Genomic DNA, 23844 nt, shown 5'->3' with positions numbered 1-23844 from the left:
AGCTGGCGAATCCCGCCCCGGAGTGAACTCACTCCGGGGCATTTTCGCGCTCGGGGGCTATTTCGCGCGGGGGCTATTCGCGCTCGGGGCCTTTTCGCTCCGCAGTACGGCATGCGCCGCGATCAGCAGCGCCACCTCATCTCCTGCCTCATCCCCCGCCTGGTCCCCCGCCTGGTCCCCCGCCTCGTCCTCCGGCTGGTCCCCTGCCTCGGCCACCAGCTCGGCGGCCCACCCCAGGAGCGTCTCCAGCTGCGGATCGGCCTCCGTGACCACGGCCGCCACGCTTCCCAGCACCACCACTCCCCCCGTGCCGTCGATCGTCACCACCTGCCCTTCGGCGAGGTCGTGGCTCCCGACCCCCACCACGGCCGGCTTGCCCATCGACCGGGCGACCACCGCCGCGTGGCACGTCGGCCCGCCGCGAGCGGTGACCACACCCGCCGCGGCCGCCAGCCCTTGCATGTCCAGCGGCGACGTCTCGGGCCGCACCAGGATCACCGGCCCACCGGCCGCGATCCGCACGGCGCTGTCGGAGGTGGTGGCCACCCGGCCGCTCACCACCCCAGGACACGCCCCCACCCCACGCGCCACGACCTCCAGCCCTCCGGCGACCTCCGGCCCTTCCGCCGCCACCCCCGGCCCGTGCCTCACCCCACCGGCCACGACCTCCCTTGTCGCAGCCAGCCGGGGTGTCCGGGCCGAGGCCAGCATCGACGGCTCGACCCTGAGCAGCGCCGCCCGGCGGTCGATGACCCCTTCCTCCGCCAGATCCACCGCCACCCTGACCGCCGCCCGCCCCGCCAGCCCGCCCGGCCGTACCTGCAGGAACCACAACCGCCCGCCCTCGAACGTGAACTCCACGTGGCAGACGTCCCGATAATGGCCTTCCAGCCTGGCCAGAGCCTCGCCCAGCCCGTCGCGAATCCCCTGCGGCAGCACGCTCAACGGCTCGGTCACCGCACTCCCCGACACGACCGCGTCCCCGCGCCGCCCCAGCAGCACCTCGCCGTACAGCCCTGGCTCACCCGTGTTCGGATCCCGGCTGAAGGCCACCCCCGACCCGCCCCGCTCGCCGTACACCATGGCCTGGATCGTGACCGCCGTCCCCAGATCATGCGGGATGTCATGAAGCACCCGATAAGTCCTGGCCCGCGGCGTGTCCCACGACGCGAAGACCGCCTCCACCGCCTTCCCCAGCTCCTCACCGGAGACGTCGAGCAGGGTGCTCATCATGCCGGGCATCGACACCATCGCCCCCGACCGCACCGACACCGCCCCCCGTACGGCAGCAGCCAGCTCCGCCACCAGCCCATCGGGCAGCCGCCCGTCCCTCAGGTAAGCGCGGCACACATCCACAGGGATCACCCACCCGGCAGGTACGGCCAAGCCCAGGCGCATCATCGTGACCAGCCCGTGAGCCTTGCCGCCGATCACGTCCGCGGGCTCGTCGAGGTGGGGCGAAAGCGGCAGGATCATCGCGGGATGCCCAACGTGACCAGCAGATCCTCGTGGAGCTGGAACCAGATGGCGTGATACGACTCCATCTCGTCGGTCAGATACTCGGTGCGCCCGTCGAGCGCCAGCTTCAGCGCCACGGAGAGCCGCTCCCGATACCGGCCGAACCGCGGGAGCACGGCGGTCAGATCGGCGATGACGGCGGTCGCACGACGGTCGAAGTCGGCAAACAACGCCAGGACCTTGGCACCGTCAGAACGCAACTGCCAGGCCGTGCACAGGTCGAGGAGCTCGGGATTGAGCACCAGGAACTCGTCGAAGACGAGCAGCACCCGAGCCCGTGCCCCCGTGGCGTCCAGCTCGGCGGCGGCCTGCTCGGCAGCGGCCTTCTTCCCGCGGTCGGTCAGACCCCAGCCGCCGAACTCGCCCGGCAGCCGCGTCACCAGACCGTCCACGGCCAGGTCGATCAGCTCGGACTCGGCCTCGGGCTCGGGCAGGGCGGCGATCTTCGCGATGCGGTCGAGCTTGGCGAAGCCGATGCAGCGGAGGGTGTGGAGCAGGGAGTTCATGGGCGTACCTCGGCAACCGCGTGGGCGGCGCCTCTTCCTTCGGCTCGGGCGATGATCTCACCGTTGTGGATGCGTATGGCAATTTCCAGCTCATCGGGCTCGGGGCCTCCGTCGGGAGGACGCCCTACGCCCACGACCCGGCCGTTGTCGCCCGACCCGTGGTCGTCCCGGCCGTGGTCGTCCCGGCCGTCGTCGCCCCGGCCGTCGTCGTCCCGGCCGTGATCACCCCGGCCGTGATCACCTCGGCCGTGATCAACCCGGCCGCGACCGTCCCGGCCGTCCTCACCCCGGCCGTCCTCACCCCGGCCGTCCTCACCCCGGCCGTCCCCACCAGCGCGCCCCAGGACCGCCGACGTGACGGCCAGGTCCTCGTCCAGCACCAGGCGCAGCGGCACCCCCACCTCCAGCACCCGCAAGCACCCCGCCAGGTCACCGACCCTGAGCCGCACCAGCCTGCCCAGCTCCGCCGGGTCGGCGGTTGCCACCACCACGGTCACCTGATCGTCCGGCCGAGCCGCCCGCACGGCCTCCTCGGCCGCCTCCAGCCGCTGCGTCCCCAAAACGACGATCACCCCGTCCGTCCCGAGGTCCACCGGCCGCCCCGTCAGCTCGTCCCGCACCCCGTCCGGAGGTCGCCACGGCTCCCAGACCTGGCGCGCCGCCCCGGTGAAGTCGAGGTATGGCGGAGCCCACTCGTCGTCCAGGTCGAGCCCGGCGAGGTGGCGGCTGGCCTGGATCACGTCGAAGGGGTCGCCGAACCCCGGCGCCCGCTCGGCCAACTGGCATGCACCGGCAAGAAGCGTCAGCACCAGCTCCGCCAACCGCACCCGCCGCCCCCGGGCCGCCTCCTCGCGAGCAAACCGCCCCGGCGATTCCCCAGGACGCCGGAACTGCCCTGGCTCCCAGCCGCGAAGAGCTCGCCCCTCCGCCGCTTCACCGCGCGGGTCCCGGCCCCCCGCTTCTCCTCCGCGAGGCGCCGTCCCCCCTCCGGGCGTGCCCTGACCCCCCGCCTCCTCCTCGTCGGGGAACTGCTCCAGTGCCAGCCCCAGCAGCACCCCCTCCAGCCGCGCCACCTGGGCCAGGGTCGCCCGGCCGAGGTCGTCCTCGAACACCCCCGCGAGCGACCGCAACCGCAGGCGCGCCGCGGCTGGAGGGTCGCCCGCCAGCGGCAGCCGTTCGAGCCACACCCTGACGAACGCCCCCAGCGCCCCGGCGAGGGAGTTCTGCCTGCCCGGCGACGTGTCGTGCTCCAGCAGGTCGAGCAGCACCGCCAGGTACAGGGCCCGCTTGCTGGGGAAGTTCGAGTACACCGCCCCCCGGGTGAGGTCGGCCCGGGCGGCGATGCGGTCGATCTTGGCGTCCTGGTAGCCGTGCGCCGCGAACTCGTGGCCGGCGGCGCGCAGGACGGCGTCGCGGGTGAGTTCCTGGCGTTGCGCCCGGGTAAGGCGGGGCATCGGGATACCTCGATCATTCAGATGATGGGAACATCTGAATGATACGACCATCTCACTGTGCCGTCAGCACGTCCCCGATCGCCGCGAGCGCGAGCGTCTTGTAGCCGACCGAGTCGAACGCCACCGTGATCCGGTCCGTCTCGCGGCTCATCACCGTCCCTTCTCCCCACGCCTTGTGCACGACCTTCGAGTGCAGCGGGAACGGCCCCTCGTCAACCGCCGGCGCCTCAGCGGGCCGGGGAGTCGCCACGCAGGTGTCGCAGTTGCCGCAGTGCCTGCCGTACGGCTGGCCGAAGTACTCCAGCAGGAAGCGGCGACGGCACCCGGTCGTCTCCGCGTATCCCCGCATCATGTCGATGCGCGAATCGTCGACGCGGTGCCGTACCTCGTCGAGCTCCACCGCCCGGGCCGCGGCCCGCTTGGGCGTGGGCCCGCCGCGCACCGCGCGCACCTCACCCGAGGCGCTCACGGTCAGCGCCTCGGCCTGCTCCAGCAGGTTGATCAGGCTGGTCAGCTGCGACGACCCGATCCCCAGCAGCGACCGCAGCTCGGAGACCGGCACCGTGCCGCCGTGCTCGGCGACGAGCGTCGCCACTCGCAGCAGCGCCTCGGCGTCGACCCGGCCGGAGGCGAAGAAGCGCCGCAGCCCGAGGTCCTCCGACCGGTAGAACAGCACCGCGTGCGCCGGGTTCCCGTCGCGCCCCGCCCGCCCGATCTCCTGGTAGTACGCGTCGGGCGACTCCGGCGGAGCCGCGTGCAGCACGTGCCGTACGTCGGGCCGGTCGATCCCCATGCCGAACGCCGACGTGGCCACCACCACGTCCAGCTCGCCCGCCGTGAACAGCTCGTGCACGCGGGTGCGCTCCTTGGCCCGCATCCCCGCGTGGTACGACTCGGCCCGGCGCCCGGCCTGGGCCAGCGCCTCGGCGTATTCGGCGGCCTCCCGCCGGGTGGCGACGTAGATCAGCGTCAGTCCTTCGGCCGCGGCGGCGTGCTCGATCAGGGCCTTGCGCTTGTCCTCCTCCCTGACGAACCTGCGCACCTTCAGCTCGATGTTCGGCCGGTCGAAGCCGCGCACGATCTGCACCGGGTCACGCATGCCCAGGAAGCGCACGATCTCCTCGCGCACGTTCGGCGCGGCCGTGGCGGTCAGCGCAACGACCGGCGGGTGGCCGAGCCGTTCGATGACCTTGCCCAGGCGCAGGTAGTCGGGGCGGAAGTCGTGCCCCCAGGAGGAGACGCAGTGCGCCTCGTCGACGGCGATCAGCGAGGGCCGCGCCTTGGCCAGCCGGTCGACGACGTCCGGCTTGGCGAGCTGCTCGGGCGACAGGAAGACGAACTCGGCCTCGCCCGCGGTGACCTTCTCCAGGCCCTTGTCCACCGACGAGGTGGAGTTGACCGCCACCGCTCCGCCCGCGTCGGCCTTGAGCAGGCTCATCACCTGGTCACGCTGGAGCGCGATGAGCGGTGAGACCACGACCGTCGGCCCGTCGCGCAGCTGGGCGGGCACCTGGTAGACGGCCGACTTGCCGCTGCCGGTCGGCATGACCAGCAGCACGTCCCGGCCGTCGAGCAGGTGTTCCATGGCCTCCTGCTGGCCGGGCCGCAGCTCCTGCCAGTCGAAGGTCTGGCGTGCCGTGGCCCGCAGCTTGCGGCCACGCCTGCCGTACCTGCTGTTGAGCCGTTCCAGTAATCCCATGGGCCTCCCCCTCGGTTCGGGCGGTCATTACCCCGGAATCCGGCCTGCTCTACCGTGGTCGCGATTTCCGCACCTCAGCGGCCTGCCTGCCCGGGCAGGCAGGCCGCTGAGGCGGTCAGACGGGCCTGGCCATGTCGGCCTGGATCTGCTCCGCGCTCAGGTCGGTGGAGTAGATCCTGACCTCGTCGATCAGGCCCTTGAAGTAGATGCCGTAGTAGGGGTCCTGGCCGAACCGTAGCGGGTTGGTGCCCGGCCGGATGGCGGCCAGGTGGCCGTCCCCGGCTGCGGCGACCTGGACGCCGTTGACGAACAGCTTCATCGTGCCGCCGCCGAAGGTGAGGGCGACGTGGCTCCAGGTGCCCGTCGGGAGCGGGGTCGGGCCGGCGACGAGGTGCCCGCCCGGGTAGAAGGGCTCGACCTTGCCCGAGGGGCCTTCCGGCGGGGAGCCGGTGTTGCTTCGCGCGGCGTGCAGGACGTACTCCTCGGTGCCGTTCTCGCCCTTCTGCACGAGGGGGTGCGTCTGGGAGATCTCGGTCGGATACACCCACGCTTCGACGGTGAGGGCGTCGTCCATCACCAGCGACGCGGCGTGAGGCACCAGCGCGACACTGGCGTTCGTGGTGAACGACAGCGCCTTGCCGTACTTGCCGTCGGCCCACGTGGTGGCCGTGGCCGTACCGTCGTTGTCCTTGCCCGAGGAGTCGCCGACGGCCTGGCCCGTGCCCTCGTTCATGCCGTAGGCGGCGGCCAGGCAGTCGGCGGGCGGGCAGCCGGTGACGTCGGCGGCGGCCGACGGGGAGAGTTCGCCGGGCTGGCCGGCCGAGTCGACGGCGCGGACCTGGTAGTGGTGACGGCCCGCGGACAGCCCGGTGTCGACCAGGCTGGTCCCGGTGAACGTGCCGAGCAGGATCGACCCGGTGCCGATCCCGGCGTTCGAGGAGCGGGAGCGGTAGACCTCGTAGCCGGTGACGCGGTCGTCGTCGGCGGGCGTGGTCCAGGAGAGCGTCGCCTTGCCGGGTCCGCCCGTCGCGGTCACCGACGGCACGCCCGGCGGCTGGTCGGGCACTCGCGCCGAGGCCTCGTTGGACGCGGGTCCGGCCTGTCCCGCGTAGTCGATCGCGATGACCCTGTAGTAGTAGGTGCCGGCCTCCAGCGGCGAGTCGGTGTACAGGGCGGGGCCGTTCGTGGCGATGAGCGTGCGCGGAGTGGGCGTGAACCCCCGCGTGGTCGAGCGGTGCACCCGGAAGTAGGCCAGGCCCCACGGAGCGGTGGGCATCGCCCAGCGCAACTCGGCCGAGTCGAGGCGGCCGCCCGCGACGAGCGAGCCGGGCGCGGAGGGCGGGTCGCCGGGTACGGTCACCTCCACCGCGACCGCGGCCGAGGGCGGGCTCGCCTGCGAGCCCGTGTCCAGCGCGACGACCCGGTAGTAGTGGGTGCCCGCCGGCATGCCCACGTCCCAGAAGGCCGTACCCGCGAGGGCGTCCCTCTCGCCCACCCAGGTGGCGGCCGACGGGGTGAACTCCGGCGTGGTCGAGCGGTGGATCTCGTAGGCGCGCACCCCGATGTCGTCCGTCGAGGCCGTCCAGCCGAGCTGGACGTTCGCTGACTGCGCGGTGACCGTCAGCTCCGTGGGCTGCGACGGCGGCCGGTCGACCGCGACTATCGGGTGGTTCATGTCCAGCTTGACCTGGGCGGTAGTCCTGGCGGTGGAGAAGATGCGCACCTCGTCGATCAGGCCGTTGAAGTGCCGCCCGAGGTAGCCTCCGATCCGCAGCGCGCCGTTGCCCTGGTGGATGCGGCCGGAGACCGCGCGCTCGCCCTGCAGCGCGCCGTTGATGTAGACCCTGAGCCGCTGACCGTCGTAGGTCGTGGCCAGGTGCTGCCAGCTGAACGGGGAGAACCCGTGGCGCGAGGCCACCTTGCGGGTGGTGTTGGTGGTCACGTAACCCGCGGCCCGGTAGGCGGAGTCGCCCGGCTCCATGTCGGGCCCGGTCAGCCCGTAGGCGGGACGGCCGGAGGCGTCCTTGACCACGATCGGGCCCTGGGTGTCGGTGAACTCGGCGGTGATCCAGGCCTCGATGGTGAACGCCTTCGACAGCTTGAGGCCGGCCGACGACGGCACCTTCACGACGCTGGTGCCGCCGTCGAACCGCAGGCCCCTGCCGTACCTGCCCTCGGCCCACGTCGCGCCGGTGATCGTGCCGTGGTTGCCCTTCCCCGAGAGGTCCTGTACGGCGGAGCCCGCGCCTTCGTTCATCCCGTAGGCGGCCACCAGGCCCGGCTCGGCGGCATGGGATGCACTCGGTGTAATCAGAACGATGCTGAAAGTGATGGCCGCAATCAATGCGGATAAGCCGGATGAACTCTTCACGTGTTGTCCCCCAGTGATGATGAAACCCCGTTGCGGTGCGCCCCGAAGCACCGGTGAGCGCAGTATGCGCTCTTGTGGGAGCGTTGTCACGACTTCGTGGCAGGATGCGCGCTGTGATGGAGCTGCACATCGACCGCGACGGCCCGGACGGTTTGTCCGAGCAGATCTATCAGCAGATCAGGACGGCGATCCTCGACGGGCGGCTACGGCCGGGCGATCCCCTCCCCTCGACGAGGGATGCGGCCAGGCAGCTCGGCGTCTCCAGGACCACGATCGCCTCGGCCTACGACCTGCTGTCCGCGGAGGGCCTCGTGGGCGGCCGCGTCGGAGCGGGCACCTTCGTCAGGGCGACCGGCCCGCACCCGGCGGGCTGCGTGCCCGAGACCCGGCCCGCGGGCAGCCCGCTGCGCCCCCGCGCGATCTGGGACACCGTCATCATCCCCACCCACCTGTCCGAGGAGCCGGAGTACGACTTCCGCGTCGGCCTCCCCGACGCGCGCCTGTTCCCGTACCAGACCTGGCGCCGCCTGATCACCCGCGAGCTGCGCACCTCGGCCGTGCGTGCCGGCATCGTCGGAGAACCGGCCGGCCACCAGGGCCTGCGCGAGGCCATCGCCAGGCACGTCGGCGTCTCCCGCGCCGTCCGCGCCGACCCGGCCGACATCGTCGTCACCAGCGGAAGCCAGCAGGCGCTCGACCTGATCGTGCGCGTGCTGTTACGCCCCGGCGACCGCGTGGCCGTCGAGAACCCCGGTTACCCGCTGCACCGCAACCTGCTCGCCACCTCCGGCATGGACGTCGCGCCCGTGCCCGTCGACGCCGAAGGCCTGGTCGTCGAGGCGCTTCCCGACGACTGCCGCCTCGTCATCGTCACCCCGTCGCACCAGCTCCCGCTCGGGGTGCGCATGTCGCTGCCCCGCCGCCTCGCGCTGCTGGAGTGGGCCGCCGCCCACGACGCCGCCATCATCGAGGACGACTACGACAGCGAGTTCCGCTTCGCAGGCCCGCCGCTGGAGACCCTGCACTCGCTCGACCGCTCCGGCCGCGTCATCTACCTCGGCACCTTCTCCAAGGTCATGCTCATCACGCTGCGCCTCGGCTTCTGCGTCGTCCCCTCGGAGCTGCGCCAGGCCATGCGCGCCGCCAAGCACCTGGCCGACTGGTTCACCCCCGTGCCTGTCCAGGCGGCGCTGGCGGGATTCATCGACGAGGGGCTGCTGGCCCAGCACATCCGCCGCATGCACAAGGTCTACGGCGAGCGGCACCGCCGGATCGCCGCCGCCGTCCGCCAGGACTTCACGCCCTGGCTGGAGCCGATCCCCTCGGCAGCCGGGCTGCACCAGACCGCCTGGCTCAGGACCGGCGCGGCCGACGAGCTCTTCCCCGCCATCGTGGAGGCCAAGAAGCACGGCGTCGGGATCTTCACCGTGCGCATGTTCGCCGTGCCAGGCACCGACTTCCGCAACGGCCTGCTGTTCGGCTACGGCTCCATCCGCGCCGAGTCCATCGACGGCGGGTTGCGGATCATCCGCAATGGCCTGGTGCGTTAACACCCGAATTGGCCCTCGGAATCGCGGATCTCCGGCTCTTACAGTCGTGTCGTTCCCCTGGTGAAACGGAGTGCTGGGCCCGCTAAGGCCGATGGGGGCCGGTCTCAGCACTCCGTTTCTAGCAAGCCGTTCATGAGCGCGACCCGCCGTTCCGTGTGGTCGCGGGTCGCCACGAGCGCCACGCTGAGGCCCAGCGCGGGGACCCTGGCGTGCAGCGCCCGCAGACCGATCCAGCCACCGCCGTGTCTGAAGACCCGATGCCCGGCCTGCGACCGCACCCCGACGCCCCACGCGTAGTCGAGCGGCGTCCCGTCGTCGAGTCGGCCCGGCGTCTGCGTGAGCGCCGAAACGCCCAGCTCGTCGTCGTTCATGGCCTGACCCCATCGCAGCAGGTCCGTCAGGGTGCTCCACACCCCGCCGTCGCCCAGCGACAGCGGGGCCGGGCGCGGGGTGACAAGAGGTACGGCCCCAGGCGGCGCCGGTTCGGGGCCAGCCCAGAAGCGCGTGCCGTCCATCTGGAGCGGCGCGAACAGGCGATGCCTGGCGAAGCCGGGCAGCGGTTCGCCCGCCACCGTCTCGACCACCGCCGCCAGGCACACGTATCCGGCGTTCGAGTAGGCGTGATGCGCGCCCGCCCGGTGGTCCGGTTCGGCGAACGTGGCCAGGGCATCGAGAATGCCCGCCGTGGTCCGGCCCGCCGTCCGGGCATCGACCCTGCGGTCGGCGGGCAACCCGGCCGTGTGATGGACCAGGTGCCGCACACGGACGTACGCGGCCCACGGCGGCAGTCCTGGCAACCATCGCGACAGCGGCGACTCCACGTCGAGCGCGCCGTCCAGGACCAGAAGGGCCGCGCAGGCCGCCGTCATCTGCTTCGACAACGACGCGACGTACAGCAGCGACGTCGACGCCAGGCCGTGGGCCAGGTGGACGTCGCCGCCCCGCCGCCGCACCCCCACCACGATCGGCTCGTCAGGGCCGTATCCGGCATCGGCGACCAGCGTCGCGAGGTCTGGGCGGTGCACCTGGTTCACGTCACCTCTACTGGGCTCTCAGACCTCGCAGAACGCCTCGTGGACCAGCCGCTGCTGGGCGTTCTGGAACGCCGCGGCGGTGGCCGCGAAGTCCAGGTCGGCGTCGCCGGTGGTCAGCGAGGCGGTCATCGTCGTACGGCCGTCGGGCGAGCTGTACATCAGCGCGCCCCAGCCGAAGAAGCCGCCGTTGTGGGTGATGACCGTGCCGCCGCAGTCGGTCTTCTGCACGAAGACGCCCAGGCCGTAGTTGATCTCGGGGTACGGCGTGAGCATCTGCTCCAGCAGCTCGGCCGGGATCAGCTTCCCACCGGTCAGCGCGGAGATGAAGGTGTGCAGATCCTTGGTCGTCGAGATCATGTCACCGCCGGCCGAGACCCACGAGGGATTCATACGGGTCACGTCGACCAGCTTCCACTCGCCGTCGACCTCGTAGCGGTAGTAGCCGTGGGCGTGCGGCTCCGGGATCTCCGGCGAGCTGCCCGGCAGCACGGTGCCCGTCAGGCCCAGCGGGCCCAGGATGCGCTGCTGCATCTCCTCGGTGAGCGAGCGGCCGGTGACGTTCTGGATCAGCAGCTTGAGCAGCACGTAGTTGGTGTTGGAGTAGCTCCAGTCCGCACCCGGGGCGAACCTGACCGGCTTGGACAGCGCGAGCCGTACCAGCTCCTCGTCCTGGTAGCCGGTCGTCAGGCTGTCCACGTACTCCTGGCCCTGCCAGGGGATGCCCGCCGCGATCGTGCCGTCGGCGTAGTACTCGCCGGTGAAGTTGAACACCCCGCTCGTGTGCTGCAGGAGCATCCGCACCGTGATCGCCCGGTCCAGGCCGTAGCCCGGCAGGTAGTCGTCGGCCGCAGCGTCGAGCCCGACCGCACCCTCGGCCACCAGCTGCAGGACGACGGTCGCGACGAAAGTCTTGGTGTTGCTGCCAATACGGAAGTGCCCGTCCACCGACGGCTTGCCGGGCTCGCCCAGCTTGCGCACTCCCGCGCTGCCCGTCCACTCGCCGTTCTCGTCATTGACGCGCACCAGGACACCGGAGAAACCGGAGGCGGCGACTTCTTCGATGGCTTGCTGCAAGTTCCTGGACATGGTGACTCCTCGTGTCTTGGGCGGGGGGACCCGCACCGGCTCATGACGTTCACGATGTCCGGCCGGTCTGATGGCGAGCTGACACGCCGCTGACACAAGAAGGTGCCGGAGCCCGCCACGCGTCAGCGCCCGCGATAGTCGACCGCCTCGAAGGGCCACTGCTCCGCCAGCCACCCCTTGACCGCCTCGTACAAGGGCACATCCAGGTCCGCACGACCACCCGTCACCCAGGAGGACACGTCGGCGTCGCGCCCTTCGCTCTGCGAGGGATAGATGTAGACGCACCCGATCACGTCACCGCTCGCCGCGTCGAGAACGGTGTAGGTGAACCCGCGACGCCCCGCGAAGTCATTCGCATGCCGCTCCAGGTCGGCGAGGTTCGCCTCCAGGGTCATCCCACCGAGCGGAGGCCAGCGGCCGTCGGGGAAGCCGGGGGTGGAGCGGATGTGCTCGATGCTGCCGTTCCAGGCGGCATGATCGGCCACGTTGTGCTGCGGGCCCAGAGGCTCGAGCCGGAACTGCGGGGCGACCAGGGTGGTGGGGACGGCGAAGCCGTCGGGGACGAAGGCGCGGTTGCTCATGCAGGTGAGGGTAGGAGGCGGAGCTTGTGGGGGCATCCTGTTTGATTCCCTGACCTACTCGACGCCGAAGCTACCGAGCGTGTTTCCACCGGTCTCGCTCGTGGAGCATGCTCACGTAGTCGATCTCGGTCATCGTTATGCCCATCAGGGCCCAGTAGGCCAAGCTTGATGAACGCACACACAAAAACGCCCCGAGGCGCATGCGCTTCGGGGCTTCCTTGTGCTGATGAGAGCGTGTGGTCAGGGGCGGGGTCGAACCGCCGACCTTCCGCTTTTCAGGCGGACGCTCGTACCGACTGAGCTACCTGACCTAAGCGGTCCTGACGGGACTTGAACCCGCGACCTCCACCTTGACAGGGTGGCGAGCACTCCAAACTGCTCTACAGGACCTTGCTTTGTTCTCGCTTGGCGTTTCCGCCTCGCTTAGCTTACCAGCTTCCCGGTGGTCTTCGACCAGCCGTTTTTCCAGTAAACCCAGTGCCCCCAACGGGATTCGAACCCGTGCCGCCGCCTTGAAAGGGCGGTGTCCTAGGCCGCTAGACGATGGGGGCTCAGGATTCGCATCCTGTTCCCGACGCCTTCCGTCGGAGACCTCTGAAGCATAGGGGACGATTGCCCCTGATGCCAAAGCGACGTAGACGTAGGCGTCGTAGCGCCAGTGATCGTTCCCGTTGGCGACGGGGCGTTCGTTGGCTCTGGAAGAATCATACGTGCAGGGTCGGGCTCCACGTGACGCCGGATGTTGATCGATTGCTCTCCGAGGCCTCCGAGGGTGACATCGTCCCAGGCCTGGAGGCGGTGGGTCTCCTTGTCGAAATAGAGCACCGAGGCTTGGACGGCCGTCGGTTCCTCGTGTTCGAGGGCGCGCAGGCCCGCTCCGCCGGTCGATCCCTGGGTGAGGACGCGGGTGCCCGAGGGCCAGACCTTGGTCCAGCGGTTGTGGCCGTGGCCGGCGAGCACCATGTGGGTGAGTCCGGAGAATCCCTGGCCGACGCCGGGGTCGTGCACGGCGACGAGGTCGGGGGTCTGCTCCAGCCGTACGGCGTGTTCTTGGCCGTAGCGCAGCAGGTAGCCGGGGTCGTTGTTCTCGTAGGTGGTCTTGTCGGGCGTGAAGCGGGGGTCGCCGAGGCCGTAGATGCGCAGGCCGGCGACGGTTTCCATGCGGTCGTCGAGGACGACCGCGTTCTTGTGGCGCGCGACGGCGCGTTCGGTGAGCTTGGAGTCGTGGTTGCCGCGGACGAAGACGTACGGCACGCCGAGCTTGCCGATGTCGTCGGTGATGTAGTTCTCGGGCTTGGAGCCGTGGTCGGTGATGTCGCCCGTGTCGACGATGAGGTCGACGTTGAACTGGTCCTTCAGCGAGCGCACGACGTCCCAGGCGAGGGGGTTGAGGTGGATGTCGGAGATGTGCAGCACGCGGATGGACGTGGGGTCGGCGTCGTAGACCGGCAGGCCCGACATGGTGTCGTAGAGCTTGGAGACGTTCGCGACGAGCTTGGTGAGCTGCCCGCGGTACGACTCGAATCTGGTGACGATCGTCTCGGCGCTGCCGATGAGGGAGGGTGCGGCGGCGATGAGGCCGGTGTAGCGGGGCTCGACCAGCGACTGGGGCCGGAAGGTGAGCGCGGCGGCGGCGCCGGTGCCGGCCAGGGCGACGGCGGAGGCGGTCAGGCCGACGAAGGAGTACATGGGCCGTCTGAAGACCATCAGGACGGCGATGAGCGCGCCGGAGCCGGCGCACAGCAGCGAGCGGATGACCAGCGCCTGCACGCCGTCGCGCAGGTCCGAGACGATCAGGTCGGGCAGTCGGTCGGCCAGGCGCGGATCCTCCAGGTACATCCTGGCCCGTTCCTGGTCGATGTTCTCGAGCGTGACGCGCAGCCGCAGGGGGGCGCTGTGGGTGCGGAAGCTGAGGGTGCCGAGGGGGCTGGCGTCGACGACGGTCTCGCCCTGCCAGGCGGGACGCAGGGTCATCCCGGTCTCGACGGGGCCGATCTGGGCACGCACGGTGCCGCTGAGGAAGATGCCCAGCCAGGCGCCCACGGCCGCCACCAAGAGTACACCGGCGATGCGCAGGGCCTTCATGGCCTAAAATCAAGCGTGATCGAGGTCTCCCGGGAAAAGTTCGAAGAGCTCGTGTCCGAGGCGCTGGACACGATTCCTCCGGAATTGACCCGCATGATGAACAACGTGGTCGTCGTGGTCGTCGACGATCCGCCCGAGCCGGATCTGCTCGGTCTGTACACCGGTGTCCCCCTCACCGAACGTGGCGACTGGTACTCAGGGGTCTTGCCCGACCGCATCGAGATCTACCGCAATCCGATATGCCAAATCTGCGATACGGAAGATGACGTGGTGGAGGAAGTGCAGATCACGGTCGTGCACGAGATTGCCCACCATTTCGGGATTGATGACGATCGGCTCCACGATCTCGGCTGGTAACCCGACATGTCGTCATCCGCGATTACAGTTTGCAAGGCCTTGGATGCTTTCGGTTGCGACGTGCCACTCGATCAGGCACCTTGGGTGACATACCGAACACTCTGAGCAGTCACACGGCGGGGACTATGGGGAAGCACAGGCGTGCTCCCGAACGACAGGCCACCTACGGCGAGGTCATCGCCATCCGCGAGTTTCGCACGCTCTGGTACGGCCAGGGCCTTTCGCTCCTGGGTGACCAACTGGCCCAGGTGGCTCTGGCCGTACTGATCTACGAACGGACCAGGTCGCCGCTGGCCACGGCCGCCGTCTACGCACTCACCTATCTGCCGCAGATCGTCGGCGGGCCGTTCCTCGCGGGCCTGGCCGACCGATTCGCGCGGCGGCGGATCATGATCGCCTGCGATCTGCTGCGCGGGCTGCTCGTCGCCGTCATGGCCGTGCCGGGGATGCCGCTGTGGACCATGTGCGTCCTGGTCTTCTTCGTGGTCCTGCTCAGCGCGCCGTTCTCGGCCGCGCGCGCGGCGCTGCTGCCGGAGATCCTGGAGGGCGACCGCTACGTCGTCGGCTCCGCGCTCCAGAACATGACGAACCAGGCGATGCAGATGCTGGGCTTCGCGGCGGGCGGCGCGCTGATCGCCTCGCTCGGGCCGTACAAGGCGCTGGCGCTCGACGCGGCCACGTTCCTGTTCTCAGCGCTGATCATCATGTCCGGTGTACGGCGGCGCCCGGCGGCCTCGCAGGGCTCATCCAAGCCGTCCATGTGGCGCATGACCAGGGCAGGAGCCTCACTCGTCTTCGGCGATCGCCAGCTGCGCACCCTCGTGATGTTCGCCTGGCTGTGCGGCTTCTACGTGCTCCCCGAAGGCATCGCCGTGCCGTACGCGATCTCCCTGGCCGACGAGACGCTCCCCGTCCCTGTCGTGACCGGCCTGCTCATGGCCGCGATGCCAACGGGGACCGTGCTGGGGGCGTTCCTGTTCAGCAGGTTCGTCTCCCCGTCAGGGCGGCTGCGGTCGATGGGGTGGATGGCGATGCTCAGCTGCGCGCCGCTGATCGGCTGCGCGATGCATCCACCGCTGGAGGTGGTGCTGATCCTCTGGGTCCTGTCGGGCGTCGGCGGCGCCTACCAGCTGGCCGCCAACGCCGCCTTCGTGCAGTGCGTGCCCGCCGAGCGGCGAGGCCAGGCCTTCGGGCTGGTGCAATCGGGGCTCATGGCCGCCCAGGGCGTCGGCATCCTCATCGGCGGCCTGGCAGCCGAGAGACTCGGTCCCGAACCGGTCGTCGCACTGGCCGGCGTCAGCGGGCTGACGGTCGCGGCCGTGCTGGCGATGGTCTGGACCGAGTCTCGTGCTGATCTGTCCGCCCGGGTTCGTGCCGAGGCCACGGCCTGATCACTGCTGACGCGGCTCGCCGGCGGGCGCGTCGTGATCGGGCGTCTCCGTCGCGGGCTGCGGCTGCGTGTGCACCGTCGGCTGCTCGGGCTGGGTGTAGCTCGGCGGCGGGGTGGTCACCGGAGCCTGGACCTGCGGCTCGGCGGCCGGGTGCGCCCGCGGTGCCTGCGGAGGCGTCTGCGGGGCGGGCTGGGGAGCCGGCTGCGGCGGGTAGGGGGTCTGGGTGGGGTAGGTGGTCTGCGGCGGGTAGGTGGCCGAGGTGGTGGTCTCGTGCCAGGGCTCCTGCGGCTTGTTCTGCTGCTTGTTCAGCAGATCCTGCACGATCGACGGGCGGCCCTCCTCGGGCAGCAGAAGCCAGCCGATCGCGTACGCCGCGATGCCCGCACCACCGAACAGGGTCAGCACGCCCAGCCCGATCCTGATGATGTTGGGATCGACGCCCAGGTACTGTCCGACACCCGAGCACACACCCGCGATGATCCTGCCGTCCTGGGTCCTGCGAAGCTGCTTGGTCTCGTTCATGCCTCCAGCCTGCCCTGTGGACAGTCCTTCGCACATCGGGATTCCCCCTGGTAGAACCCTGGTGACCCCTGACAGGATGGTTTTCATGGACGATCTCCTCCGCATCGACGACCGGCTCGACGGCGACCAGCGGCTGATCCGCGACACGGTCCGCACCTTCGTCTCCGACAGGGTGCTCCCCCACGTCGCGGACTGGTTCGAGGAGGGCACCTTCCCCGCCCGCGAGCTCGCCCCCGTCCTCGGCGAGCTCGGCCTGCTCGGCATGCACCTGACCGGGTACGGCTGCGCCGGAACCGACGCCACCTCGTACGGCGTGGCGTGCAGGGAACTGGAGGCGGGCGACTCCGGCCTGCGCTCCTTCGTGTCCGTTCAGGGATCCCTGGCGATGTTCCCCATCTGGAAGTACGGGTCGGAGGAGCAGAAGCAGGAATGGCTGCCGCGCATGGCCGCGGGCGACGCCATCGGCTGCTTCGGCCTCACCGAACCCGACCACGGCTCCGACCCGTCCTCCATGCGCACCTTCGCCAAGCGCGACGGCTCCGACTGGATACTCAACGGCTCCAAGATGTGGATCACCAACGGCTCCATCGCCGACGTCGCCGTCGTCTGGGCCCAGACGGACGAAGGCGTCAAGGGCTTCGTCGTCCCCACCGACACGCCCGGCTTCTCCGCACCCGAGATCCACAAGAAGCTCTCGCTGCGCGCCTCCGTCACCTCCTCGCTCTACTTCGACGACATCCGCCTGCCGGGCTCCGCCGTACTGCCCGAAGTCACAGGGCTGCGCGGCCCCCTGTCGTGCCTGTCCGAGGCACGCTTCGGCATCCTGTGGGGCGTCGTCGGCGCCGCCCGCGCGTGCCTGGAGTCGGCGGTGGCGTATTCGCAGACGCGCGTGCAGTTCGACAAGCCCATCGGCGCCTTCCAGCTCACGCAGGAGAAGCTCGCGTGGATGTACGTGGGGATGGCGCAGTCGTCCCTCACCGCGTTCCACCTGGGAGCCCTGAAGGACGCCGGCACGCTGGAGCCGCGGCAGATCAGCTTCGGCAAACTCGCCAACGTGCGGGCGGCGCTGGACATCGCCCGACAGGCCCGGTCGATCCTCGGAGGGAACGGGATCACTCTGGAGTATCCGGTCATCAGGCATATGAACAACCTGGAGAGCGTGCTGACGTACGAAGGGACGCAGGAGATCCACACACTCGTCCTGGGAGAGGCGCTGACCGGGCTCGCCGCCTATCGGTAGCTGGCTGTGCGTTATCGTGATCGGGCGGGAATCGCGTCGCGGGGGGCGGGGTAGTCTCTGTACCCTGCATCTTGCGAGGGGCGTTAGCTCAATTGGCAGAGCTGCGGACTTTTAATCCGTAGGTTCCGGGTTCGAGCCCCGGGCGCCCTACCACTCCACACCCTATCTGACCTGGGGTTTCTCCGTTTTCGACTCGCCTCTGGGAGGCGAGAATGGCCGAGACCATGCTCGTCACATGCTCTTCGGCATAGCGGCCGGGCATGCGCGCGGGGCGGAATGCCCCGTAGCGCGGGCGGTCACGGTGCCGCCCTGCTCGGCAGGCAAAGCCAGACCCGCCAGACGCCCAAGGGAATAGGCGTGACAGAAGGGTCGCACGGACGCCGCACCCGACTCGACCCCAGACCCTGTACCGCTTCAAAACTCGTACACATGGCCTGAGCTGGTGTTCTTTGGGCTGGCTAGGCTGCTCTGTGGTACTCGTTGATCGCTCCCCTCAGCACCCTGCGGCGCTGAATCCGGCCTTCCAGCGGTACAACAACGTGCTCGTCTTGAGTGGGTGGGCGTTGTTGGCGGGACTGGTGCGGGCGATGGTTGTTGTAGTGCTCGGCGTACTCCTCCAGGATCGATCTCAGATGACGTTCGTCGTAGATCAGCATCCGGTCGGTGCATTCGGCTCGGACGGTGCGCACCCAGCGTTCGGCGTAGCAGTTGGCCCGAGGTGTCCGCGGTGGCGTCTTCATCACCGTGATCCCCTCGTCGGTGAAGATCTGATCGAAGGCGGCGGCGAATTTGCCATCCCGGTCTCGGATGAGGAACCGGAACAAGGTAGCCCGGTGCCCGAGATCCATGAGCATGTTGCGGGCCTGCTGCGCGGTCCAGGCTCCGGTGGGATGGGCGGTGACGCCCAGGATGTGTACGCGTCGGGTCTCCACCTCCATCACGAACAACACGTACAAGCGCTTCAAGAAGATCGTGTCGACGTGGAAGAAGTCACACGCCAACAGCCCTTTCGCCTGCAGGCGCAGGAACGTCCGCCACGAGGTGTCGAAGCTTCGTGGCGCCGGCGGTTGTCGGCGTGAACGCAGAATCCGCCGCACCGTCGCCGCGCTGACCTGCACACCGAGCCGCAGCAGTTCGCCGTGGACTCTCCGGTACCCCCACCTCGGATTCTCCTGGGCCAGACGAAGGACCAGCGCCCTGACCTCTTTGCTGGCTCCGGGACGGCCGGTGCGGTGGGGGTAGGTCCAGGAGCGTCTGATCAAACGACGATGCCAGGCCAACAAAGTGCCGGGCGTGACAAGCCGATGAGACCGCAGCACCGACGGCAGGAAGCGGGCCAAAGCCGCGAGAAGCGCCCGATCGACCCAGTCCGGCTTCGGCCGGACGACCTGACGCTTCAACACGGCCACCTCATGGCGGAGCACCATGATCTCGACATCCTTGGAAGCCTGACCACGACCCAGCAACACCAGCCAACCGAACACCCGGATCAAGGTCAGATACAGCATACGAACCGCCACAGACCGCGATCTTGCCCGCACGGCACATGGAGGTCAAAACCGCAGATCAAGCACCACGCGATGAGTTATGAAGCAGTACAGGTGAATCTCCCCCGCACATCGGTGCCGAGCTGCCGTTGCAGGACCATGACCTGGTGACGCAGAGCGAGGATCCCGACATCCTTGTCACGATCACTCATCGGCAGCAGCCGTAGCGCGGCGAAAGGGTTCTTGACGGTCAGATTAAGCCAAGCGAAGAAGCACGAGCGATCATCATGCCGCGCCCAGCGATCTCCCGTCTGTGTGAAGACGGCCACTCCCTCCTTGAACTTCGCAAGGCCATGACCTGGCCGGACGGGATTTTCGGCAGGCGCACAGTCCTATCGCCGCCCAGTCCTGTAGGTCGCGCTCATCCGACCCGTCACGTAGCCGGTAGGCGTGGAAAACCCGGGATCATTGAGCTGGTTCCTGAGCACGCGCCCTATGCACGTCAAGACAACCGAGCCATAAAGCGGTAGGAGTGGTTGTTACCCGTGAACACCGTAAGACACACAAAGGATCCCTTACGGAGACTGCCGTCATCAGCAACATTAATCCTTACGGCCTCAGACTGTTCGAAAGTCTTCTGGAGGGATCCGTCATGTCCGCTCACGAGTTGTCCGCCACTGTACACAGCCAATGTCCAGGTCTGGTTTCCTGTGGTGAAGGCAAAGCCGGGCGGGATTGTTCTAGATCCGGCAATGGTGTCCCAGTGGTGTCCAGTGGGCTTCCCATTTGCTCTGCACACGTTCAGGACCAGGTCCACCACTTCGCCCTCGATGACGACATCGAAAACCACATCGGGGAAGCCGTCAGGAGCGATGCGGCCGTCCTGACCGCCCAAGATGTCAGGGCCTGCACGAGTGTGAAGCTGGAGGTTGTGCATACCCAGTGATCCCTGCGCGGTCACTGCGGCGTCCACGAAAGCCGGGTCACCAGAGACAGCGACGTCCAGCACGCAGTCTTTGAGAACCTGAGGGTCAGTAACCCCAGCGGCTTGGCAGATCGCTTCTGCTTCGTGCTGGTCTGGCAGACCGACAGCGCTGGTCGGCTGAGGGGGGAAGGTCTTATCGGTAAACGTGTCGGTGCTCTCCCCCTCGGCATATTTGAAGAGCGATTCGGCTTGTCGGATGCGCCAGCTGTCACCGAAGCTGCCGTAAAGGTCGGCGAAGCCTATGTTCAGTCCGAAGGTCTGGCCCGTGCGCGAGGTGAGGTCGTCGTTGATGTCGCCGTTGAAATTCCCGAGCAGGCCTGTAAGCTTCCCTGCCCTGTCCGGGGACACGGCTACTGTCACGTCATAACCCCAAGGGCGCGCCGTTACGGCTATCTCGGTACCGTCCCTCCAGCGAGCGATAAAGGCTCCGTTTGTGGTACGAGTAATGGACGCATCGCCTGGGAGTGTAGTTTCGCCTACCTGTAATGACCAGAGCGTGCCATTACGCCATACTTCTGGAACGTCGAAACCGGCGATGGAGAATCCGAGATGCGTGCCCGCCACGCTGAGTCCAACGGCGCTGATGACACTCACCACTGTGGACCCCCGGTAGGGCGTCATTCTGGTTTGCAGCCGCAGATCGTCAGGTCGGTCCGGATCCAGCAAGATATCGAATTCGCCGTGCCCTTGAAAGTCGTAGGCGTGGCCGTCACCAGTGCGCATGTGTGGATCGCCGAGCGCGCCGCCGCAGCCACCGTCCTGCTTGCAGCTGCTCGGCTTGGGCGTGTCGGGGCGACATGGGCCGGCGGGCAGCTTCTTGCCGCTGTATTTGGTCCGTTGCGGCAAACCCTGGCTCACGCGGTATTTGTTCTCGGCGCGTGTCGCCTCGACCTCGTCGATTGCGATGTGCGTGTTTAGCGGCCCTGTGGGCGTGCTCTCGACGCAGTCACGCCCGTCATCCTTGCCGCTTCGGAGCTGGTCGTAGTGTGTAAGTTCATGGTAGAGGGTAGCGCACTTCTCAGCTTTCACCCCGTCGGAAAACGTCATCTGACGCTCTGGAGGGCTAGTATCCCATTTTATCGTTCTAAAATCTTTGGCCCCCCGGCGGAAATGTTGCTCACCCTGCCTTCCAGGAAGAAGTATCACCCGGTCATCCTTATCGCTGGATGATCGTTTGAAGACTCCTTCAGGATCTCCCCCCGACTTGTTGAAGTTCGCCGCGCATTCCTGATATGACGAACTGGTCCCACTGAGGGGGCTGATATCTGCTGCGGCAGATCTTTGGCCACTTGAGCAAATCAACGCTAGCGGAGCGAGGAGAATCAACGCACCCGCGGCCGCACGTCGCCACAGCAGGATGAGCACGATTGTCAGGCTCAAAATCAACCCGACTCCGCCGATCAGGAGCCATATGGGCAACCTCGGACCCTCCGTGGTCGACTGCGTTTTGGTTGGAGTCGCTCCTGCTGTCGATGGAGCTGCAATATGCGGCGCGTATTCGAAATTCACCGTCACTAAACTCTTTGGCGTCAAGCAAAACTGGCTTGAGTCAAATGGGGCCCGATAGATCAGAGATATCTCAAATTGCCCCTTTCCGTCGATCGGCCAGAGCGCGGAAGTTGCAATTCCTGTATCTGTCGAATCAATCATCTCGAACGACCGGGCATCGGCCGATTCGAGAACAAGTGTGATTGACTCTCCCGTATTGATGGTCTGACTTGAAGCCGTCAGCGCTGCACCATATCCGTCGATGAGATTGATGCGACTCACTGATGGATCGACAGTGATCCCATCGCGCTTCACTGAGGTGAATTGGAGGGCTAGACCTGGTGACGTTGCAATGGCGCATGCATCGCCTCTGTTGGTCAGCGTATAGGCGATGGACGGGTATTCACCAAGGCTAACTCGAGGCTCTATCGCGGCAGTGGCCAGAAGTGGAATGCGATCCACGGTTTCTGCAAAGGTCGGACTTGCCTGGAACGCCACAACGGCGGCCATCATTAAAGCCATTAGACAAGCCGCAAATTGCCGCATCCCCGTCTCCACGTGTACGAGAAAAACTGCTGGATGAAATGTCGCAAAGCGCAAGAAGTGTTTCATCTCACAGCATTGATCGGAAGAGGCTAGACCGGTACATTTCAATATCACACAGCGGTCTTGAGGTCGCCCGCATCAGGCGTGTGCAACCGGACCGACCGGATCTGCGGCAGCCCCCGAGCACAAATGGAACTTCAGGTCCGCTCCCAGGCAGAGAAGTTGCTTAGTAGGCCACTCGGCCCATGCACCAGGCAGTGAGCTTGTTCCGCTTTGGCGACACCTTCGTTGTGTGGTCAGGTCGTGTGGGCGGCTTCGTAGGCGGCGGGACTGCGGTAATCGAGGCTGCTGTGGAGCCGGTGCAGGTTGTACCAGCCCCCGATGAACTCGAAGATCGCGCTGTGGGCGGCAGCTCTGGAGGGCCAGGGACGATCGTCGGACAGCTCGTCCATTAGACCGTGTCCTATGTGGTGAGCCGGATGAATCGCTTGTAACAGCACAGTGCGGCAGCGAATCCGAGAAAGGCCAGGTAGTTGCCACCGTAGCGTTCGTAGCGGATGGTGAGGCGCCGGTAGCCGGTCAGCCAGGACATCGTGCGTTCGATCACCCAGCGGTGCCGGCCTAATCGCTGGCTGGACTCGATTGCCTTGTGGGCAATACGGACGCCGATGCGCTTGCCTCGCAACCACCGGCGCAGGTCATCACGGTCGTACGCCTTGTCAGCGTGGAACTTGCCAGGTTTGATGCGCCGGCCGCTGCCAGGATCGTGTCTCCTTTGGAGCTCGGCCACGATGGGCTTGAGGCCTTCACCGTCGGGGGTGTTACCAGATGAGACACCGACCACGAGGGGCAGGCCGGCCCGGTCGGACAGGATGTGCATCTTGGAACCAGGCTTGCCCCGGTCCACGGGGCTCGGACCTGCAAGGTCGCCCCCCTTTTCGCCCGCACGTGGGCGGAGTCCAGCACGACACGGGATAGATCAAGCAGCTCGGCGACAGCGAGCTTGTCGAGCACGACCTGGTGCAGCCGGGCCCACACGCCAGCCCGTGACCAGATCAAGAACCGCCGGTGTGCGGTGGACTTCGATATCCCGAAGCATGGCGGCAGCGCACGCCATGCGCACCCACTCACCAGTACATAGACGATGGCCGCAAACACCGCCTCATCAGGGGTGTTCTGCGTCCCACCGCCCTGCGGACGCACCAGCGCCGGCGGCAACAACGGCCTGACGATCTCCCACAATCCGTCCGGGACGATCCAGCCCACTCGCTCCTTCCATGCCTCACCAACGTCTCACTCACCACATAGGACACGGTCTTAAGCGTGGCGAAGAAGGATTCGGCCAGCGCCTTGTCCCAGCACTGGCCGGTCCGGCCGACCGACAGGCGCACCCCGAGCCGTGAGGCCAGGGCGGAGTAGTCGGCGCTGGTGTACTGGCAGCCCTTGTCTGAGTGAAAGATCACCGATCCGGTGGGGCGGCGGCGTGTCCAGGCCTGGCGTAGCGCCTCGGCCACCAGGTCGGTGAACAGATGATCTGCCGTCGCCCAGCCGACCACCCTGCGGGAGGCGACGTCGATGACCGTGGCCAGATACAGCCATCCCTCTTCAGCGGCGATGTAGGTGATGTCGCCGCACCAGCGGGCATCGAGCCCGTCCGCGTCGGGGGTGAAATCGCGGCCGATCAGGTCCGGCCTGCTACTGGCACCTAGATCGGGGATGGTAGTCCGGTGCCGGCGCCGCCGATACCGTCCGGCCAGACCGAGCTCGCGCATCAGCCGGGCCACCCGCCGCACTGCTCGCCGTCCCGACGCAGTTGCACATGCACCCGGGGTGCGCCGTAGCTGCCCCGCTAGGAGCTGTTCGGGGTTCGGATCTTGGTAGGGGTGGCTCAGCCTGGTAGAACGTCGGATGTGGCGCGCTTCGATATGACGGATGCTGAGTGGG

General features: G+C 67.8%; 19 protein-coding genes and 4 tRNA genes. 5 read left to right on the top strand and 18 right to left on the bottom strand.

The genetic code is table 11. The features are described 5' to 3' along the window. Positions 1-57 precede the first annotated feature (57 nt). The 5 genes from ACIBH1_RS43995 to ACIBH1_RS43975 form a co-directional block, all read right to left on the bottom strand. A complete protein-coding gene (locus tag ACIBH1_RS43995) occupies positions 58-1476 on the bottom strand; it encodes a PEP/pyruvate-binding domain-containing protein (RefSeq protein WP_397320058.1) in 1419 nt (472 codons plus the stop codon). Then, on the bottom strand, positions 1473-2024 hold the full coding sequence (locus tag ACIBH1_RS43990) for a transcriptional regulator (RefSeq protein ID WP_397320057.1): 552 nt from the start codon (positions 2022-2024) through the stop codon (positions 1473-1475). The genes ACIBH1_RS43995 and ACIBH1_RS43990 overlap by 4 nt, the downstream gene beginning before the upstream one ends. Then, positions 2021-3478: a TetR family transcriptional regulator gene (locus ACIBH1_RS43985; protein WP_397320056.1), complete on the bottom strand. Its 1458-nt coding sequence runs from the start codon at positions 3476-3478 to the stop codon at positions 2021-2023. The genes ACIBH1_RS43990 and ACIBH1_RS43985 overlap by 4 nt, the downstream gene beginning before the upstream one ends. 52 nt (positions 3479-3530) lie before the next feature. Continuing rightward, a complete protein-coding gene (locus ACIBH1_RS43980; protein WP_397320055.1) occupies positions 3531-5177 on the bottom strand; it encodes a RecQ family ATP-dependent DNA helicase in 1647 nt (548 codons plus the stop codon). Positions 5178-5292: 115 nt separating this feature from the next. Then, on the bottom strand, positions 5293-7434 hold the full coding sequence (locus ACIBH1_RS43975) for a LamG-like jellyroll fold domain-containing protein (RefSeq protein WP_397320054.1): 2142 nt from the start codon (positions 7432-7434) through the stop codon (positions 5293-5295). A 218-nt stretch (positions 7435-7652) separates the two neighbouring features. Here ACIBH1_RS43975 and ACIBH1_RS43970 point away from each other — a divergent pair, with 218 nt between their 5' ends. Beyond that, a complete protein-coding gene (locus ACIBH1_RS43970; RefSeq protein WP_397320053.1) occupies positions 7653-9098 on the top strand; it encodes a PLP-dependent aminotransferase family protein in 1446 nt (481 codons plus the stop codon). A 104-nt stretch (positions 9099-9202) separates the two neighbouring features. Here ACIBH1_RS43970 and ACIBH1_RS43965 read toward each other — a convergent pair whose 3' ends face one another. The 7 genes from ACIBH1_RS43965 to ACIBH1_RS43935 all read right to left on the bottom strand — a co-directional run bounded on the left by ACIBH1_RS43965 (position 9203) and on the right by ACIBH1_RS43935 (position 13884). Beyond that, positions 9203-10132, bottom strand: a complete 930-nt coding sequence (locus ACIBH1_RS43965) for a serine hydrolase domain-containing protein (RefSeq protein ID WP_397320052.1) — start codon at positions 10130-10132, stop codon at positions 9203-9205. Positions 10133-10150: 18 nt separating this feature from the next. Beyond that, positions 10151-11218, bottom strand: coding sequence for a serine hydrolase domain-containing protein (locus ACIBH1_RS43960; RefSeq protein ID WP_397320051.1), 1068 nt, complete (start codon positions 11216-11218; stop codon positions 10151-10153). 122 nt (positions 11219-11340) lie between these two features. Then, positions 11341-11799, bottom strand: coding sequence for an N-acetyltransferase (locus ACIBH1_RS43955; RefSeq protein WP_397320050.1), 459 nt, complete (start codon positions 11797-11799; stop codon positions 11341-11343). Positions 11800-12036: 237 nt separating this feature from the next. Next, positions 12037-12110: transfer RNA gene (locus ACIBH1_RS43950), tRNA-Phe, on the bottom strand. 4 nt (positions 12111-12114) lie between these two features. Further along, positions 12115-12189: transfer RNA gene (locus ACIBH1_RS43945), tRNA-Asp, on the bottom strand. 88 nt (positions 12190-12277) lie between these two features. Then, positions 12278-12350, bottom strand: a tRNA-Glu gene (locus ACIBH1_RS43940). Next, complete coding sequence (locus ACIBH1_RS43935; protein WP_397320049.1) at positions 12328-13884, bottom strand: metallophosphoesterase; 1557 nt, start codon at positions 13882-13884, stop codon at positions 12328-12330. The genes ACIBH1_RS43940 and ACIBH1_RS43935 overlap by 23 nt, the downstream gene beginning before the upstream one ends. A 15-nt stretch (positions 13885-13899) precedes the next feature. Here ACIBH1_RS43935 and ACIBH1_RS43930 point away from each other — a divergent pair, with 15 nt between their 5' ends. After that, on the top strand, positions 13900-14241 hold the full coding sequence (locus tag ACIBH1_RS43930) for a metallopeptidase family protein (RefSeq protein ID WP_397320048.1): 342 nt from the start codon (positions 13900-13902) through the stop codon (positions 14239-14241). 125 nt (positions 14242-14366) lie between these two features. Next, positions 14367-15632 carry an MFS transporter gene (locus ACIBH1_RS43925; RefSeq protein ID WP_397320047.1) on the top strand — a complete coding sequence of 422 codons (1266 nt, stop codon included), beginning with the start codon at positions 14367-14369 and terminating at the stop codon, positions 15630-15632. On the opposite strand, the gene ACIBH1_RS43920 is transcribed toward ACIBH1_RS43925, so the two are convergent. Further along, a complete protein-coding gene (locus ACIBH1_RS43920) occupies positions 15633-16154 on the bottom strand; it encodes a PspC domain-containing protein (protein ID WP_397320046.1) in 522 nt (173 codons plus the stop codon). A gap of 85 nt (positions 16155-16239) precedes the next feature. Between ACIBH1_RS43920 and ACIBH1_RS43915 the strand changes: the two genes are divergently transcribed. Continuing rightward, on the top strand, positions 16240-17394 hold the full coding sequence (locus ACIBH1_RS43915) for an acyl-CoA dehydrogenase family protein (RefSeq protein ID WP_397320045.1): 1155 nt from the start codon (positions 16240-16242) through the stop codon (positions 17392-17394). 77 nt (positions 17395-17471) lie between these two features. After that, positions 17472-17547, top strand: a tRNA-Lys gene (locus tag ACIBH1_RS43910). Positions 17548-17852: 305 nt separating this feature from the next. Here ACIBH1_RS43910 and ACIBH1_RS43905 read toward each other — a convergent pair. From ACIBH1_RS43905 to ACIBH1_RS43885, 5 genes are all read right to left on the bottom strand, one after another. After that, positions 17853-18902, bottom strand: coding sequence for an integrase core domain-containing protein (locus tag ACIBH1_RS43905; RefSeq protein WP_397320044.1), 1050 nt, complete (start codon positions 18900-18902; stop codon positions 17853-17855). Between the two features lie 481 nt (positions 18903-19383). Continuing rightward, complete coding sequence (locus ACIBH1_RS43900; RefSeq protein ID WP_397320042.1) at positions 19384-21966, bottom strand: VWD domain-containing protein; 2583 nt, start codon at positions 21964-21966, stop codon at positions 19384-19386. Between the two features lie 230 nt (positions 21967-22196). Continuing rightward, on the bottom strand, positions 22197-22352 hold the full coding sequence (locus tag ACIBH1_RS43895; protein WP_397320041.1) for an IS3 family transposase: 156 nt from the start codon (positions 22350-22352) through the stop codon (positions 22197-22199). A gap of 11 nt (positions 22353-22363) precedes the next feature. Further along, positions 22364-23142 (bottom strand): IS5 family transposase gene (locus ACIBH1_RS43890; RefSeq protein ID WP_397320148.1). Its coding sequence is split into 2 segments (ribosomal slippage): positions 22364-22839 and positions 22839-23142, totalling 780 coding nucleotides; the frame shifts between segments, so codons are not numbered across the junction. Beyond that, positions 23028-23684, bottom strand: coding sequence for an IS3 family transposase (locus ACIBH1_RS43885; protein WP_397320040.1), 657 nt, complete (start codon positions 23682-23684; stop codon positions 23028-23030). The genes ACIBH1_RS43890 and ACIBH1_RS43885 overlap by 115 nt, the downstream gene beginning before the upstream one ends. Positions 23685-23844: the final 160 nt, after the last annotated feature.

Origin of the sequence: Nonomuraea sp. NPDC050663 (assembly GCF_044456985.1) — a bacterium.
GTDB lineage: Bacteria > Actinomycetota > Actinomycetes > Streptosporangiales > Streptosporangiaceae > Nonomuraea.
The sequence above is the reverse complement of the archived record's forward strand: the minus strand, read 5'-3'. Positions and strand labels throughout refer to the sequence as shown.

Coding starts and splice junctions, on each gene's coding strand:
- ACIBH1_RS43915 (WP_397320045.1), top strand. CDS start 16,240: ATGGACGATCTCCTCCGCATCGACGACCGGCTCGACGGCGACCAGCGG.
- ACIBH1_RS43925 (WP_397320047.1), top strand. CDS start 14,367: ATGGGGAAGCACAGGCGTGCTCCCGAACGACAGGCCACCTACGGCGAG.
- ACIBH1_RS43905 (WP_397320044.1), bottom strand. CDS start 18,902: ATGCTGTATCTGACCTTGATCCGGGTGTTCGGTTGGCTGGTGTTGCTG.
- ACIBH1_RS43980 (WP_397320055.1), bottom strand. CDS start 5,177: ATGGGATTACTGGAACGGCTCAACAGCAGGTACGGCAGGCGTGGCCGC.
- ACIBH1_RS43995 (WP_397320058.1), bottom strand. CDS start 1,476: ATGATCCTGCCGCTTTCGCCCCACCTCGACGAGCCCGCGGACGTGATC.
- ACIBH1_RS43935 (WP_397320049.1), bottom strand. CDS start 13,884: ATGAAGGCCCTGCGCATCGCCGGTGTACTCTTGGTGGCGGCCGTGGGC.
- ACIBH1_RS43920 (WP_397320046.1), bottom strand. CDS start 16,154: ATGAACGAGACCAAGCAGCTTCGCAGGACCCAGGACGGCAGGATCATC.
- ACIBH1_RS43955 (WP_397320050.1), bottom strand. CDS start 11,799: ATGAGCAACCGCGCCTTCGTCCCCGACGGCTTCGCCGTCCCCACCACC.
- ACIBH1_RS43975 (WP_397320054.1), bottom strand. CDS start 7,434: ATGAACGAAGGCGCGGGCTCCGCCGTACAGGACCTCTCGGGGAAGGGC.
- ACIBH1_RS43960 (WP_397320051.1), bottom strand. CDS start 11,218: ATGTCCAGGAACTTGCAGCAAGCCATCGAAGAAGTCGCCGCCTCCGGT.
- ACIBH1_RS43900 (WP_397320042.1), bottom strand. CDS start 21,966: ATGAAACACTTCTTGCGCTTTGCGACATTTCATCCAGCAGTTTTTCTC.
- ACIBH1_RS43895 (WP_397320041.1), bottom strand. CDS start 22,352: ATGGACGAGCTGTCCGACGATCGTCCCTGGCCCTCCAGAGCTGCCGCC.
- ACIBH1_RS43990 (WP_397320057.1), bottom strand. CDS start 2,024: ATGAACTCCCTGCTCCACACCCTCCGCTGCATCGGCTTCGCCAAGCTC.
- ACIBH1_RS43970 (WP_397320053.1), top strand. CDS start 7,653: ATGCGCGCTGTGATGGAGCTGCACATCGACCGCGACGGCCCGGACGGT.
- ACIBH1_RS43985 (WP_397320056.1), bottom strand. CDS start 3,478: ATGCCCCGCCTTACCCGGGCGCAACGCCAGGAACTCACCCGCGACGCC.